We start from the raw sequence: 13,682 nt of genomic DNA, 5'->3' as shown, positions 1-13,682 counted from the left end.
CGTGAACGCCGCGATCACCTTCGGCCCCGCCCTGGTGGCGGTCCTCGTCCTGCTCGCCGTCGCGGGTGCGGCCGTCGTCCGGGCCGGCGGCCTCGGTGACGGGCGCGCGGTGCTGATCGCCGCCGCCCGCGCGGTCGTCCAGCTCGCCGCCGTGTCGCTGGTGATCACCGCCGTCCTGCGCTCGGCGCCGCTCACCGGCCTCTTCGTGCTGCTGATGTTCGGGATCGCCGCGGTGACGTCGGCGCGCCGCGCCGGCACCCTGAAGAACCTCCCGTGGACGGCCCTGGCCATCGCCGCCGGCGTCGCGCCCGTGCTCGCGCTGGTCCTCGGCGCCGGCGTCGTCCCGCCGAAGCCGATCGCCGTCGTGCCGATCGCCGGCATCGTGATCGGCGGCGCCATGACCGCGACGTCGCAGGCCGCCCGCCGCGCCCTCGACGAGCTCGAGGCCCGGCACGGCGAGTACGAAGCCGCGCTGGCGCTGGGGTTCCTGCCGCGCCCGGCCGCGCTGGAGATCTGCCGCCCCTCGGCCGGCCACGCGCTCATCCCGGCGCTCGACCAGACCCGCACGGTCGGCCTGGTGACGCTCCCCGGCGCCTACGTCGGCGTCCTGCTCGGCGGCGCAGGCCCGATCCAGGCCGGGCTGACGCAGGTGCTCGTGCTGATCGGGCTGCTGGCCGCAGAAGCCGTGTCGATCCTGGTGACCGTCCAGCTCGTCGCGGCCGGGAAGCTCAGCCGAGCGGCGTAGCCAGGTGGGCGGTGTCGTTGAAGCGCCGCACGATCCAGTTGTCGCCGTGCAGCACCAGGTGCGAAATCGACCCGTTGTCGGCGCCGAGGAACGCGAACCGCTCGACCGAGCGGCTGGCCTGGGCGAACACCTCGCCGATCACGCCGCCGTGGGTGAACACCGCGACGCGCCGGCCGGGGTGCGCGGCCGCGATGCGGGTGAGCGCGCCGCGCAGCCGGGCCCCGAACCGCTCGTCGGACTCCGCGCCCGGGATCACGTCCCAGCGCTGCTCGGCCCACAGCCGTTCGACGATCGGGTGGCCTTCGGTGGTGTACTTCCGGAACAGGCCGTTCTCCCACTCGCCCAGGTGGATCTCGCGCAGGTCCGGTTCGACGACCGGGGTCAGGCCCAGCTTGTCCGCCAGCGGCGCGGCGGTCTGCACCGTGCGGCGCAGCGTCGTCACGTAGATCGCGTCGATCCGCTCGCCGGCGAGCCGGACGCCGACGCGCTGGGCGTGGTCGCGGCCCTCCGGGGCGAGGTCCGGGTCGGCCTGGCCGTCGACGAGCTCGAAGGGGTCGTCGCCGCGGGCCGGAGCGGACTCGCCGTGCCGGACCAGGAAGATCTCCGTCGAGCCCGGGGGCGGGCTGAAACGGTGCTGGCGGTACTCGATCTCCTGCTCCGGGGTGCTCATATCCCCGACCTTAACCGAGCTGCTTGTCCACGAAACACCACCGCCACGTCTCGCCCGGCTCGAAGCTGCGCATCACCGGGTGACGGCTCTCGTGGAAGTGCCGGGTCGCGTGGCGGCGCGGCGAAGAGTCGCAGCAGGCGACGTTGCCGCACTTCAGGCACATCCGCAGGTGCACCCACGTCGTGCCCTCGGCGAGGCAGGCCGCGCAGCTGTCGGCCGAGCTGGGTTCCTTGTCGACCCATTCGTGGGCCAGGTGCTTGCACGACCCCGCCGTCGCGGCCGGGGTGCGCAGTTCGCGGCCCTCCACGTCCGGCTCGGCCTCGTCGCGGTCGAGCATGGACTCCTCGATGTCCAGCCGCTCCAGGACCCGGCGCAGGACGTCGTCGTCGGCGCTGCCGCTGGCGCGGGCCTTGAGGAACTGGTTGCGCTCCACCTCCAGGAGCTCCAGCCGCAGCCGGCGGTAGGCGTCGCTCGGCGTCTCGGCCAGCGCGCTCTGCCGGCCGAGCTGCTCCCACGCCGAGTCGGCGCGGTGCTGCAGCCGGTCACGCAGGCGCTGGATGATCTCCGGCGGGTCGTCGGGCTGCCGGATCTCCTCCAGCTTGGCCAGCGCGGCCCGGGTCATGTCGTGGAGGACGGCCGCCTCCTGCAGCGCGTCCTCCGCGGGGTCCGGCCGCGGCAGGCGCAGCCGCCGGATCAGGGGCGGCAGCGTCATGCCCTGCACGGCCAGGGTGCCGGCCACGACGACGAACGCCGCGAGCACGAGCACGGCCCGCTGCGGGGTGTCCGCGGGCAGGACGAACGCGGCCGCGAGCGTCACCACCCCGCGCATGCCCGCCCACGCGATGACGGCCGAATAGCGCCACGGCCAGATCTTCACCTTGACCTTGCCCGGCAGGAAGCGCCGTTTGACGCGTTTCACCGTGCCGATGCCGATCAGGTACAGCACGCGGGTGAGGATGGTCGCGCCGAGCACGGCGACGCAGATCCAGGTGAGCGTGAGCAGCGAGAGCCCGCTCTCGCCGACCTCGGCGAGGATCCGCCGCAGCTGCAGGCCGATCAGCAGGAAGACCAGGTTCTCCAGGAGGAACTGGATGGTCTGCCAGTTCAGCCGGGACGCCAGCCGGGCGGAGCCGGACAGGATCTGCGGCGCCTTGTGCCCGAGGATGAGCCCGGCGATCACCACCGCGAGCACGCCGGAGCCGTGGATCGCCTCGGCCGGGATGTAGGCGATGAACGGCACGGCGAACGACAGCGCGGTGTCGAGCACCGGCTCGGTCATCCGGGCGCGGATGAACGCGGCGACGAAGCCGACGACCAGGCCGACCACGGCCCCGCCGATGGCCGCGCGGAAGAAGTCCGCGCCGACCTGCCAGAGGCTGACCGAGCCGGCCAGCGCGGCGATGGCCGTGCGGAGGGCGACCAGCGCGGCCGCGTCGTTGAAGAGGCTCTCGCCCTCCAGGAGCCGGATCAGCTTGCGCGGCATGCCGACCCGGCGGGCGACGACGCTGGCGGCGACCGCGTCCGGGGGCGCCACGACCGCGCCGAGGGCGATGCCGCCGGCCAGCGGGAGCCCGGGGATCACCGCCCAGGCGACCAAGCCGACGCCGATCGCGGTGAACACGACGAGCCCGACCGACATCAGCCCGATCGCGCCGCGGTTCTTCCGGAAGTCGACCAGGGACGTCTGGATGGCCGCCGAGTACAGCAGCGGGGGCAGCAGGCCGAGCAGCACGACCTCGGGGTCGAGGTGGACCTCGGGCACGCCGGGGACGTACGAGCCGGCGACGCCGACGACGATCAGGCACAGCGGGGCGGACCAGTCCAGCCGCCGCGCCACCGCGCTGACGACGAGGACGGTCACGACCAGCGCCACTATCTCTGCCGCTATGTGCACGGGGTAATCATCACCCGGAAGCCGTCGTGGGCGTCACCGGGCCAGCTCCGGGAGCACCTCCGCGACCAGCTGGGTGTCCATGTACTCGGTGATCTCGCGGATCCGGCCGTCCTCGACGCGGAAGACGAAGCAGTACTCGTTGTCGTAGCGCGCCCCGGCTTTGGTCGCGACGCTGCCCCGCGTCTCGACCACGACGACGTCGTCTTCGGCGACGAACCGGCTCGCCGTGCTGGTGTAGGTGCCGTCGAACTGGGCGCCCAGCGGGCCGAGCAGGTCGCGGCGGACCGAGTCCTTGCCGCTGAAGCGGCCGGACCAGCTGTTGTGCCCGCTGACCGTCCAGGTGACGTCGTCGGCCATCGCGGCGATGAGCGGCCGGATGTCGCCGGTCGCCCAGGCGTCGAACGCCGTCTTCAGGAGCTGCTTGTTTTCGGACGCGCCCATGGTTCCCTCCCGGTATGTGTGCCCCAGTCAACACGCTGGAGCGCACTCCAGCGCAAGCTCATAGGCTGGGTTCGTGACGACGGTGGAGATCGCGGCCGGCGCCCTGCGCGGGTCCGGGCGGGACGGAGTGCGGACGTTCCTCGGGGTGCCGTACGCCGAGCCGCCGGTGGGGCAGCTGCGGTTCCGCGCACCGCGTCCGGTGCCGCCGTGGCCGGGTGTCCGGGACGCCACCCGGTGGGCGCCGCGCGCGCCGCAGCCCGCACTGACCGGGCGCGGCTTCACCGGTGACGAGGACTGCCTCTTCCTGAACGTCTACGCGCCCGCCTCGCCGGGCTCGTACCCGGTGCTGGTGTGGATCCACGGCGGAGGCGGCGTGATGGGTGCGCCGCACCAGTTCGACGCCTCCGCGTACGCGCGGCGAGGTGTCGTCGTCGTGACTGTCGCCTACCGGCTCGGCGTGCTCGGGATGCTGCACCTGCCCGGCGTCGCCGACACCAACCTGTCCCTGCGCGACCAGGTCGCCGCGCTCGAATGGGTGCGGGACAACGTCGCCGCCTTCGGGGGCGACCCGGGCCGGGTGACGCTGGCCGGGCAGTCCAACGGCGGCCGCACGGTCGGGACGCTGCTGGCCGTGCCCGCCACCCGCGGCCTGGTCCACCAGGCGATCGTGCAGAGCGGCACCGGCGTCGGCTCGGTCGTGCACACACCGGACGAAGGCGCGGCGGTCGCTTCGGCGGTCCTCGCGGAGCTGGACGCTTCGCCGGAGGACCTGGCGACGTTGCCGGTGACGCGGATCCTCGAGGCGCAGCAACGGGTTTCGGCGGCGTCGGGCACCAAGGTGACCTACCGCGTGGTCGTCGGCGACGAGCTGCTGGCGCGCCGCCCGCTGGACGGCGTGCGCGAGGTCCCGCTGCTGATCGGGACGACGGCCGACGAGGAGGACCTGTTCAGCTGGCTGCAGTCCGGCGGCGCGAAACTGCTGGGCGTCGGCTCGACCATGCTGGACGCCCCCGCGATCGAGAAGGCCGTCGCGGCGTATAACGACCTATTCAGCTGGCCGGAGGACCAGATCCGCAACCGCGCACTGACGGCGGGAGACTGGTGGATCCCGGCGATCCGGTTCGCCGAAGCGCAGCCGGACGCCTGGATGTACCGCCTGGACTGGCGCGTCGCCCCGCGCGGCCGCGGCTTGGGCGCGGCGCACGGGCTCGATCTGCCGCTGATGTTCGACGACATCCGCAACCGCAACTGGCGCTTCCTCTTCGCCGGCCGCCCGTTCCCGGCGGAGCGCATGCAGGCGGTGGCGACGGAGATGTTCGACGCGTGGGTCCGCTTCGTGACCACCGGCGACCCGGGCTGGCCGCGGTACACGACGGTGGACCGCGTCACGCGCCTCTTCGACGACGTCTCGACGACGGTGTCCGACCCGGACCGCGAGCAGCGCCTGCTCTGGGAATGACCGAGGGCGGCACCTTCCCGGGAAGGTGCCGCCCTCGGACCGGAGCTAGACGGTGATCTTGTCGACGTTCGGACCGCCGCCGGCGGTCGTCGCGGTCGCCTTGATCTTGTTCGTCCCGGCGGTCAGCGTCACCGGGACCGTGACCGTCTGCCAGGTGTCCCAGTTCCCCGTCCCGCCGAAGGCCACCCCGGACGCCACTTTCGCGCCGTTGACCGTGATGTCCATCGGGCGGTTCGCCGTGGTGCCGTTGGCGAACCGCAGGACGACGTTCGCCGGGCCCGCCGCGGCCGCGTTGACGGCGAACTCCACCGCGCTGCCGGTCGCGTTGTCGTAGTTGACGAACCCGGTTCCGGTGTAGCCCGCGTGGTTGGACTCGGCGACGCCGTTCGTGATCGTCGCGTCCTCGGCCTGGTAGTCCACCGGGTTGCCCGGGCCCGGATCGACCGAGCCGTCCGCCGGGATCGTCTTCGTCCCGGTGTTCCAGCCCGCGACCCGCACGGACGGCTTGGCGCCCTTGAGGTCCGCGGTCCGGTACGTCGCCGTCAGCGTCGCCGACTCACCGGGCCAGAGGCTGACCTGGTTGTCGGTCCAGCGCACCGGCAGCACCGGCGCGCCCGCCGCGCCGACCACGTGCGCGTCGACGAAGAACGCCGGCACCTTGCCGCCCGCGTCGTTCTTCAGCGTCACCTTGGTCGTCGTGGTGCCGTCGGCGTTGGCCGTCGACGTGGCCGCCGACCCGAGGGAGACCTGCGCCAGACCGTTCAGCCCGGACAGGTCCGCGTACGACGTCGTCGGCGTGTAGTACCAGTCGCTGTTGCCCCAGTCGAGGGTGTCGGCCTTGGTGGACAGCCAGTACACGTTGCGGCTGACCTCCTTGCCCGACGAATCGGTCAGGACCAGCTTTGCCAGGTATGTCGTCGACAGCCCGCTCACCGAACCGATGGTCAGCGCCGTCGTCTTGGCGCCGTCACCGCCGACCGAAACGCTCTTCGTCTGGTCGAACTTCGGCGTGCCGTCCAGGTTGAACAACTGCACGCGGGCGGTCAGGCCGGACGCCGCGTCGTGGTTGTGGTTCACGACCACGACCGACTTGGTGTCGTACGAGTACTGGATGTGCAGCGGTTCGTTCGCCTTCTTGGCCCCGAAGTACGAGCCGTTCTGGTCGAGGTAGGCGTCGAACAGCTGCCAGTGCAGCGACGTCCAGCCGCTGTTGAGCATCCAGTAGATGATCCCGGTGGCCGGGTTCGAGCCGTCGCTGAAGTTGCGCGAGTGCGACTCGAACTCGGCGCGGACGTTCTCGTACTGCGCCAGCTGCGCCTTCCGGACGAAGTCGTCGAGACTCGCCGGCTTGCCGTAGCGGCCGGTCAGCGCGTCGCCGAAGAGCTTCAGGTTCGCGAACGTCGAAGACGACGACCGGTGGTACTGCGCGGTCGACGGGCTCTTCCACATCGTGTCCAGCTCGCTCGACGACATCATCCGCTTGAGCGTGTCCATCGTCGGGATGTCCGGCCCGGCGCTGGTCTCGGAGTTGAAGCTCCACGCGCCGCCGAGGTCGCTGTGCGCCTTGTCGTACCAGTAGTTCGGCGGCACGTAGTCGTACGGCCCGTTCATCTTCATGCCGGACGACCCGAGCTGCGGCGACGACTTCGCCGACGCGGCCGGGACCACCGGCGTGGCCCAGTCCGCGGCGCTCAGCGCGTCGAGGTAGTTCTTCTCGATCGTCGCGTCGGGGGCGAAGTCGCTGCCGATGAGGAACGAGATGACGCTCGGGTGGTCGCGCAGCCGCTCGGCCTCCGCGGTCATCGACGCCTTCGCGACCGGGTAGTCGGCGGCGGTCCAGGGGTCACCCTTCTCGTCGCCGTTGACCTGGCCCTCCCACTTGTCGCAGCACTCCCAGCCGGGCAGGGTCAGCACGCCCAACCGGTCGGCGAGGTCGAAGAACTCGTCCGGCTCGATGTGCCCCTCCAGGCGCACGGTGTTGAGCCCGAGGTCCTTGACGTAGGCCAGCTTGTCCGCCGCGTACTGCGCGTTCCAGCGCAGGAACAGGTCCGGCGAGTAGCCGCCGCCCTTGATCAGCAGCGGGCGCCCGTTGATCGTGTACGCCCGGCCGCCGCTCGCGTTCTTGTTCGCCGTCACCGTGCGCACGCCGAAGCTCGAGTGCGAGGTGTCCGACGCGGTGCCGCCGACGTTCGCCGTCAGATCGAGGTCGTAGAGCGGCTGCCCGCCCATCCCGGCCGGCCACCAGACCTGCGGGTTGTCGATCCCGACGACCCCGAAGGTGACGGTCTTCTTCTCCTTCGCCGCCAGACTCACCGTCTGGCTGATCGCTCGCCCGGCGACCGTGCCGGAGACCGTCGTGCTCACCGCGCTCGCCGAGTCGTTGCGGACGTCGGCCTTCACCGTCAGATCGGCGTGGCTCAGCCCGGTCAGCTTCGTGACGACGTGGCCGCCGCGCAGCGCCACCGGGCCGCTGCGGCGCACGAGGACGTCCCGCACGATGCCCATGTTCTGGTCCGGCGGGGTCTGCGCCCAGTCGATCCAGCCCATCGAGAGGTCCTTGTTCGGGTCGTTCGGGTAGACCTTGAACGCGACGCTGTTCGTGCCGGCCTTCACCTGCGCGGTGATGTCGAGGTCGTGGCGGGTGTAGGCGCCGTTGACCTGCGTCTTGTCGGCGACGCGCGTCCCGTTGACCCAGACGTCGGCCTTCGACAGCACGCCGCTGAAGTCCAGGTACGTGCGCTGGGTGGGGTCGGCGACCGTCAGGTCGGTGCGGTACCACCACGGGACCCGGAAGTCCGCGGTCGGCACGTTCTTCATGTTGGTCGAGTAGAACGGGTCGGCGTACTTGCCGTTGGCCAGCAGCCCGGCGTAGACGGTCGAGCGCGGGCCGACCGGGTACCAGCCGGAGGTGTTGTAGCCGGGCTTGGAGACCGCGGAGTCGTCGCCTACCTGCGCCGACGTCTGGATCAGGAAACCGGGGACCGCGGTCGCCGGGGCCGCGGCCGCGACCACCGCTCGCACCGGTTCCTGCCCGGTTGCGGCCGGGACGGTCGCCCCGGTCACCGCGACGGCCAGCACGGCCGCCGCGAGGAGAGTCCGGGTTCTTCTCTGCCGATAGCTCACTTGCGCGCCTCCTAGGCACCCACGGCGGCGGGGGACAGCGGACCATCGTTAGGGAACTTTCCTAACAATTGCGGACGATCGTAGCGGCCCGGTCACGCCGAGAACAGGGGCGTTTCGTCAGACGCGGGCGGCCTGCCACGCCGCGGCGGCGCGCAGGGCCAGCAGGAGCGGCAGGGATCCGTCCTCCCCAAGCCGCGGGGGGAGTGCCTCGCTGAGCGGGACACCGGCGGCGAGCGCGGCGCCGATCGCGGGGAGGTCGACGTCGAAGAGCGTCAGGCCCGCGCTGTAGAGCCGCTCGCCGCTGACCGGACGGCGCCGGGCGACCTCGGCGCTGTCGACCGACAGCCGGGTCAGCCCGAAGAACTCGGGTTTGGCGCCGCGCTCCATCCAGCGCGCGAAGCCGGCCAGCTTCGTCTCGCGGACGTCTTCGGGGGTGAGGCCGCTCTCCTCGCACAGCTCGCGCTCCATCCCGGCGCGGATCGCGGTGTGGAGGAACCGGCGCGGGCCGCCGTCGGGGGTGCGCAGGTCGCGGGGCTCGAGCGAGCCGCTGCCCGAGGGGGCGAGCAGCAGCCCGCTGACGGAGTTGAGCGGCGACTGCCGGACGGTGACCAGCTTGCCGTCGGTGGTGAACGCGACCGTCGAGACACCGACGAGGTCGGCGAGCGCGCTGCTGCTCAGCTCCCGGAGGGCGCCCGCGGTGTCGGTGAGCTCGGCCTTGCGCAGGTCGTACTCTTCGCCGGTGTCGGTGCGGGTGATCCGGAGCGCGGCGAGTTCGTTCGAGCAGACGGCGTCGAAGAACCGCGCCCGGTGCAGCCGGATCGGCGCGGGTCGCGCCCCGGCGGCCGGCAGCGGATCACCGCGCATGCCGACGATCGGGCCGTTGAACAGCAGCCGCCCGCGCGCCCGCAGCGGCAGCACGTGCGGTGCGGTGGCCTTGAGGGACGGCGGCAGCCGGTAGGGCTCCTCGGCGATGTCGATCGTGTGCCGCTCCGCCCACAGCTCGCGGTCGATCGCGGCGCTGACCAGCGCCGTCCCGCGGGCGGGCACGGCGAGGTAGGCCGCGTCCGGGTAGGCGGGCGGCGGGGGTAGCTCCGCGGTCGGGAAGGGGGCGGCGATGGTGGTGAACTCGAACCCGGCCCAGCGGCGGCGCAGCAGCCGGACGTCCCGGGTGAAGGTGGCGACGCCCAGCGCGAGCGCGACGACGGAGAGCACGACGCCGACGGCGCTGGGGAGGATGGTGACCACGCCGAGCGCAACGCCCACCCCGGACGCGGCGAGCGGCCACTCCCGGGCACCGATGAAGCCGAGGTAGTCCGCCTTGGCCCGGGCGCGGCGCGTCAGTTTTCCCATCGCCGCCTTGTTTAGCACGACCGTCGTGGTGCGCGGGGCGGGTTTACGCCGCCGCGTCGAGGTAGACCCAGTGGCCCTCCTCACGGCGGAAGCGGCTGTTCTCCTCGAGGAAGCCGTCCCGGCCCCGGTGGCGGTAGTGCGCCCGGAACTCGACGGTGCCCTCGGCGTGCAGCAGTCCGCCCCCGCTGCGGCCGAGGATCTCCAGCCGCGTCCACTCCTGGCCCGGATCGAGCCGGAGCTGCCGCGGCCGGGTGTCCGGGTGCCAGGTGCGCAGCAGGTACGCGGTGTCCCCGACGGCGAAGGCGCTGAACCGCGAGCGCATCAGCAACTCGGCGGTGGGAGCGGTGAGGCTGCCGTCGTGGAACCGGCCACAGCAGTCGGCGTAGGACTCGGCGAGGCCGCACGGGCACGCAGCGGGAGGCATCGGGGAATTCTTCCACGACCGTCCACTCCGGACTAGTCCGCGTTGACCGGCTTCCCGCGCTCCCGCGCCTCCTGGGCGCCGCGCACCGCGAGCCGGTCCGCTCGCTCGTTCTCCGGGTGTCCCGCGTGGCCCTTGACCCACAGCCACTCGACCGTGTGGCCGCCGATCGCCGCGTCGAGGCGTTGCCAGAGGTCCGCGTTCTTCACCGGGGCGCGCGCCGCCGTCTGCCAGCCGTTGCTCTTCCAGCGGGGGAGCCACTGCGTGATTCCGTTGCGCACGTACGTGCTGTCCGTGTACACCCGCACCTGCGACGGCCGGGTCAGGCTCTCCAGCGCGCGGATCGGTGCCGTCAGCTCCATGCGGTTGTTCGTCGTCGGCGTGGCTTCGCCGCCGTACAGCTCGCGCTCGTGCCTGCCGTAACGCAGGACCGCGCCCCAGCCGCCCGGGCCGGGGTTCCCGCTGCACGCTCCGTCGGTGTAGATCTCCACGTCCACGCGGAGACCCTACCGGTCGTGGTGGTCGCCGAAGGCCGCCACGCCGGGTTACGGTGGTGATCCGGAGGGGAGCCATGAGCGGGCAAGACGACACGGCGGACGGGGCGCTCCTGGCCCACCTCGCCGACACCGATCGCGAATACCTGCTTGCCCGGGGCACCCGCCGCCGGTTCCGCGCGAACGACGTCGTGCTCATGGAGGGCGACCCGTCCGACCACGTCCACGTGCTCGTTTCCGGCTGGGTGCGCGTCTCCACGATCGTCGAGGACGGCCGCGAGGTGCTCTTCGGGCTACGCGGCCCCGGCGAGGTGCTGGGCGACCTCGCCGCGGTCACGGGGCGGCCGCGGTCGGCGTCGGTGCGCGCGATCGAACCGTGCACCGTCTTCCAGCTCACCGGTGCCGAGTTCATCGACGTCCTGCTCTCCCGGCCCGCGATCGCCATCGCGACCATCAAGACGGTCGCGGCCCGGCTCCGCAACGCCGAATCCGCGCGGATCGACGCCGCCGCCTTCGACGTCAGCCGGCGCGTGGCGGCGGTCCTGGTCCGGCTGGCCGAGGAGCGCGGCCGGACCGTGCCGGAGGGCGTCGTCGTCGACGCGCTGTCGCAGGAGGACATCGCCGCGCAGATCGGCGCGGCCCGGCGTACCGTCGCGCGGGCGCTGCGCGTGCTGCGGGAGCGCGGGATCGTCGAGACCGGCCGTCGCCGGTTCCTCATCCGCGAGCCCCGCGTCCTGCGTGCCTTCGCCCACTCTGAGCCAAACGGCACACAACACCCGTGACAGCGGACATCTGAGTCTCGCCGCGGCCCGGCGATGCTGGAACCCGGCCGGAAAAGAATGCGATGCCAACCGGCCGGATTTCATTTCGAGCGAGGTCGGGGAGCCCGTGTCGTGAACGTCTACTGCAGGATTTTGACCCTGGTGAAATCGGTCTTCGCCGCGTTCGTGGTCGGTGCCGTCGCGGGTTTCGCGGTGGCTGCCGGAAACGCGGAGGAGCCGGCCGCGCCGACGTTCCACGGCTCCGCGCCGCTTTCCGCCTCGGCCTGGGTACAGCGATGAGGAGGTGTGTCTGATGGAGAGTCACTCGATCTGGGCCCTGATCTTCGGGGTGAACTGACCCGCGGGTGAGACCCGGCCGGCCGGCTCGTGGGGGGTCGGCCGGCCGGGTATTCCCGGAATGCCGATGTCCGTCATTTGTCCTGCTTTCGTGGAACGGAAACTGGTAACGTGGGCAAATCTTCCGCGGGCGGACGAGGGGGTGGGACGACGGAAGAGCACACCTCCCCGTTCGTGCGCGAGCTGAGCGAACTGCGCCGCGGCCGCGGTCTCGACGCGGCCGACCTGCACCAGCGGATCGGCCCCTGCCTGCGGGCGGCGTGCGCGATCACCGAAACCGACCAGCCCGCCGCCGCGCGCCAGAAGCTCGTGCTGCGCCTGACCGAGCTGTGCGGACGGCTGCCACCGGACCTGAAGCTGGCCGCGCTGACGGCGCTCGGCCTGCACGAGGAGGCCGCGGGGGAGTTCCTCGACCGGCGGATCTCGTGGCTGGCCAGCGTCCTCGACCGCGACCCGCGCACCGCCCGCCGCCGCATCGACCTGGCGTTCCGCCGGCTCGACGAGCTGCTGGGCGCGCCCGCGCCCCGCAGTGACCTGCACCCGCTGGCCGGCTGGTACGTCGAGTCGATGAAGGCGATGCTCCGGCTCGACCGCGACCCGCCGGAACTGGCGGAGGAGCGCCGGATCGTCGCGGAGGTCGACGAGCTCGACGAGCTGGTCCTGCCGTTCAGCGTGCCGGCCGAGCCGGGCAGCGACCCGGTGCCGGACATCACCGCGGACGCGCTGTTCGGCGGCGAAATCGTCGAAGCGCGCCAGGTGTCGGCGAGCCACGCGCAGTTCATCATGCGGCTGCCGAGCCCGCTGCGGCTCGGCCAGCGCCACGAGTACGGCATCCGGTTCACGCCGCGGCGCACGCGGCTGCGGCCGTACTACGCCATGACGCCGTTGCGCCGCTGCGAGCAGTTCTCGGTGCGGGTCCGGTTCGACCGGGCGGCCCCGCCGACGCGGGTGTGGCGCCTCAACGGCGTACCGGGCCGGGTGGTCGACGACGGCATCGACTCCGGCGACGCGCTGACCGTCAACCGGGTCGGCGAGGTCGGCCTCGAGTTCCACGACCTGCACCAGGGCCTGAGCTACGGCCTGCAGTGGTCCTTCGACTGAGCTGGTGTCCGGATGCTGGGACGCGGAATAGCGGCGCGCGCACCGGGTTGGCATGGTCGTAAGTCGACCGGAAGGGGCCCGCGATGAGCACGTTCACCCAGGAGTGGCAGGACTGGAAGGCCCAGCGCGAGACCGACCTGGCCGAGCCGCACGGCTGGCTGGCACTGGTTTCGCTGGACTGGCTGACGGACTCTCCCCGGGAGTACCCCGGCATCCCGGGCCGCTGGTGGCAGGACGCCGACGCGGCCTACGTCGACCCGGCCGGCGCCTCGCTGGCCCACGAAGGGGAACCGATCACCGGCGTCCGGCGGTTCGAGCTGGTCAACAGCGGCGCGGGCACCCGCGTGCTGGCGGGTGACGTCGAGATCGAGGTGGCCCGCCGTTCGGGGTACCTGATCCGCGTCCACGACCCCAAGGCCGAGGTGCTGCGCGAGTTCCGCGGCGTCCCGGCGTACGAGCCGTCGCCGTCCTGGGTGCTGCCCGGGCGGTTCGAAGCGTTCGCCGAGCCGCGTCCGACCACGGTGGGCGCGGTCGTGGAGGGCCTGAGCCACGTGTACACGGCGCCGGGTGTCGTCCGCTTCTCCCGCGATGGGGTGTCGCACACGCTGACCGCGTTCAACGGCAAGGACGGCGGCCTGAGCATCCTGTTCACCGACGGGACGAGTGGCGTGACGACCTACGCGGCCAACCGGTCGCTGCCGGTCGGGGCACCGGCAGCGGACGGGTCGGTCGAGCTGGACTTCAACCGCGCGGTGAACCTGCCCTGCGCGTTCACGGACTTCGCGACGTGCCCGCTGCCGCCGGCGGGCAACCACCTGCCGTTCGCGGTCGAGGCGGGGGAGAAGATCCCGTACGAGCGCGGGTGA

General features: G+C 72.2%; 13 protein-coding genes. 6 read left to right on the top strand and 7 right to left on the bottom strand.

The window, feature by feature from the left end:
* Nucleotide 1 precedes the first annotated feature (1 nt).
* Entirely contained in the window at nt 2-745 is a 744-nt protein-coding gene (locus tag ACFVYA_RS17050) for an ABC transporter permease (RefSeq protein ID WP_387045940.1), read from the top strand.
* Here ACFVYA_RS17050 and ACFVYA_RS17045 read toward each other — a convergent pair.
* The 3 genes from ACFVYA_RS17045 to ACFVYA_RS17035 are packed head-to-tail and all read right to left on the bottom strand — an operon-like array spanning nt 729 to nt 3,750.
* Entirely contained in the window at nt 729-1,415 is a 687-nt protein-coding gene (locus tag ACFVYA_RS17045) for a histidine phosphatase family protein (RefSeq protein ID WP_387045939.1), read from the bottom strand. The genes ACFVYA_RS17050 and ACFVYA_RS17045 overlap by 17 nt on opposite strands.
* 10 nt (nt 1,416-1,425) lie before the next feature.
* Entirely contained in the window at nt 1,426-3,309 is a 1,884-nt protein-coding gene (locus tag ACFVYA_RS17040) for a Na+/H+ antiporter (RefSeq protein ID WP_387045937.1), read from the bottom strand.
* 33 nt (nt 3,310-3,342) lie between these two features.
* On the bottom strand, nt 3,343-3,750 hold the full coding sequence (locus ACFVYA_RS17035; protein WP_387045934.1) for a nuclear transport factor 2 family protein: 408 nt from the start codon (nt 3,748-3,750) through the stop codon (nt 3,343-3,345).
* A 73-nt stretch (nt 3,751-3,823) separates the two neighbouring features.
* Between ACFVYA_RS17035 and ACFVYA_RS17030 the strand changes: the two genes are divergently transcribed.
* Entirely contained in the window at nt 3,824-5,209 is a 1,386-nt protein-coding gene (locus ACFVYA_RS17030; protein WP_387045932.1) for a carboxylesterase/lipase family protein, read from the top strand.
* A 45-nt stretch (nt 5,210-5,254) separates the two neighbouring features.
* Here the strand turns inward: ACFVYA_RS17030 and ACFVYA_RS17025 are convergent, their stop codons facing one another.
* The 4 genes from ACFVYA_RS17025 to rnhA all read right to left on the bottom strand — a co-directional run bounded on the left by ACFVYA_RS17025 (nt 5,255) and on the right by rnhA (nt 10,600).
* Nucleotides 5,255-8,332: a carbohydrate-binding protein gene (locus tag ACFVYA_RS17025; RefSeq protein ID WP_387045930.1), complete on the bottom strand. Its 3,078-nt coding sequence runs from the start codon at nt 8,330-8,332 to the stop codon at nt 5,255-5,257.
* A gap of 117 nt (nt 8,333-8,449) precedes the next feature.
* A complete protein-coding gene (locus ACFVYA_RS17020) occupies nt 8,450-9,682 on the bottom strand; it encodes a hypothetical protein (protein WP_387045928.1) in 1,233 nt (410 codons plus the stop codon).
* Between the two features lie 43 nt (nt 9,683-9,725).
* A complete protein-coding gene (locus tag ACFVYA_RS17015; protein ID WP_387045925.1) occupies nt 9,726-10,106 on the bottom strand; it encodes a YchJ family protein in 381 nt (126 codons plus the stop codon).
* Nucleotides 10,107-10,138: 32 nt separating this feature from the next.
* Nucleotides 10,139-10,600, bottom strand: a complete 462-nt coding sequence (gene rnhA / locus ACFVYA_RS17010; protein WP_285993334.1) for a ribonuclease HI — start codon at nt 10,598-10,600, stop codon at nt 10,139-10,141.
* A 74-nt stretch (nt 10,601-10,674) separates the two neighbouring features.
* On the opposite strand from rnhA, the gene ACFVYA_RS17005 reads away from it, so the two are divergent.
* From ACFVYA_RS17005 to ACFVYA_RS16990, 4 genes are all read left to right on the top strand, one after another.
* Nucleotides 10,675-11,379 carry a Crp/Fnr family transcriptional regulator gene (locus ACFVYA_RS17005; RefSeq protein WP_285993333.1) on the top strand — a complete coding sequence of 235 codons (705 nt, stop codon included), beginning with the start codon at nt 10,675-10,677 and terminating at the stop codon, nt 11,377-11,379.
* A gap of 111 nt (nt 11,380-11,490) precedes the next feature.
* The gene (locus ACFVYA_RS17000; RefSeq protein ID WP_285993332.1) at nt 11,491-11,658 is read left to right on the top strand and encodes a hypothetical protein; all 168 of its coding nucleotides are present in this window, start codon (nt 11,491-11,493) and stop codon (nt 11,656-11,658) included.
* Between the two features lie 168 nt (nt 11,659-11,826).
* Complete coding sequence (locus ACFVYA_RS16995) at nt 11,827-12,816, top strand: hypothetical protein (RefSeq protein WP_285993331.1); 990 nt, start codon at nt 11,827-11,829, stop codon at nt 12,814-12,816.
* An 83-nt stretch (nt 12,817-12,899) separates the two neighbouring features.
* The gene (locus ACFVYA_RS16990) at nt 12,900-13,682 is read left to right on the top strand and encodes a DUF1684 domain-containing protein (protein ID WP_285993330.1); all 783 of its coding nucleotides are present in this window, start codon (nt 12,900-12,902) and stop codon (nt 13,680-13,682) included.

It is taken from the genome of Amycolatopsis sp. NPDC058278 (genome assembly GCF_042881395.1).
Classification (GTDB): Bacteria; Actinomycetota; Actinomycetes; order Mycobacteriales; family Pseudonocardiaceae; genus Amycolatopsis.
The sequence above is the reverse complement of the archived record's forward strand: the minus strand, read 5'-3'. Positions and strand labels throughout refer to the sequence as shown.

Bases quoted from the DNA above. Each gene is read 5' to 3' on its own strand.
- ACFVYA_RS17035 (WP_387045934.1), bottom strand. From the start codon at position 3,750: ATGGGCGCGTCCGAAAACAAGCAGCTCCTGAAGACGGCGTTCGACGCC.
- ACFVYA_RS17015 (WP_387045925.1), bottom strand. From the start codon at position 10,106: ATGCCTCCCGCTGCGTGCCCGTGCGGCCTCGCCGAGTCCTACGCCGAC.
- ACFVYA_RS17005 (WP_285993333.1), top strand. From the start codon at position 10,675: ATGAGCGGGCAAGACGACACGGCGGACGGGGCGCTCCTGGCCCACCTC.
- ACFVYA_RS17045 (WP_387045939.1), bottom strand. From the start codon at position 1,415: ATGAGCACCCCGGAGCAGGAGATCGAGTACCGCCAGCACCGTTTCAGC.
- ACFVYA_RS17020 (WP_387045928.1), bottom strand. From the start codon at position 9,682: ATGGGAAAACTGACGCGCCGCGCCCGGGCCAAGGCGGACTACCTCGGC.
- ACFVYA_RS16990 (WP_285993330.1), top strand. From the start codon at position 12,900: ATGAGCACGTTCACCCAGGAGTGGCAGGACTGGAAGGCCCAGCGCGAG.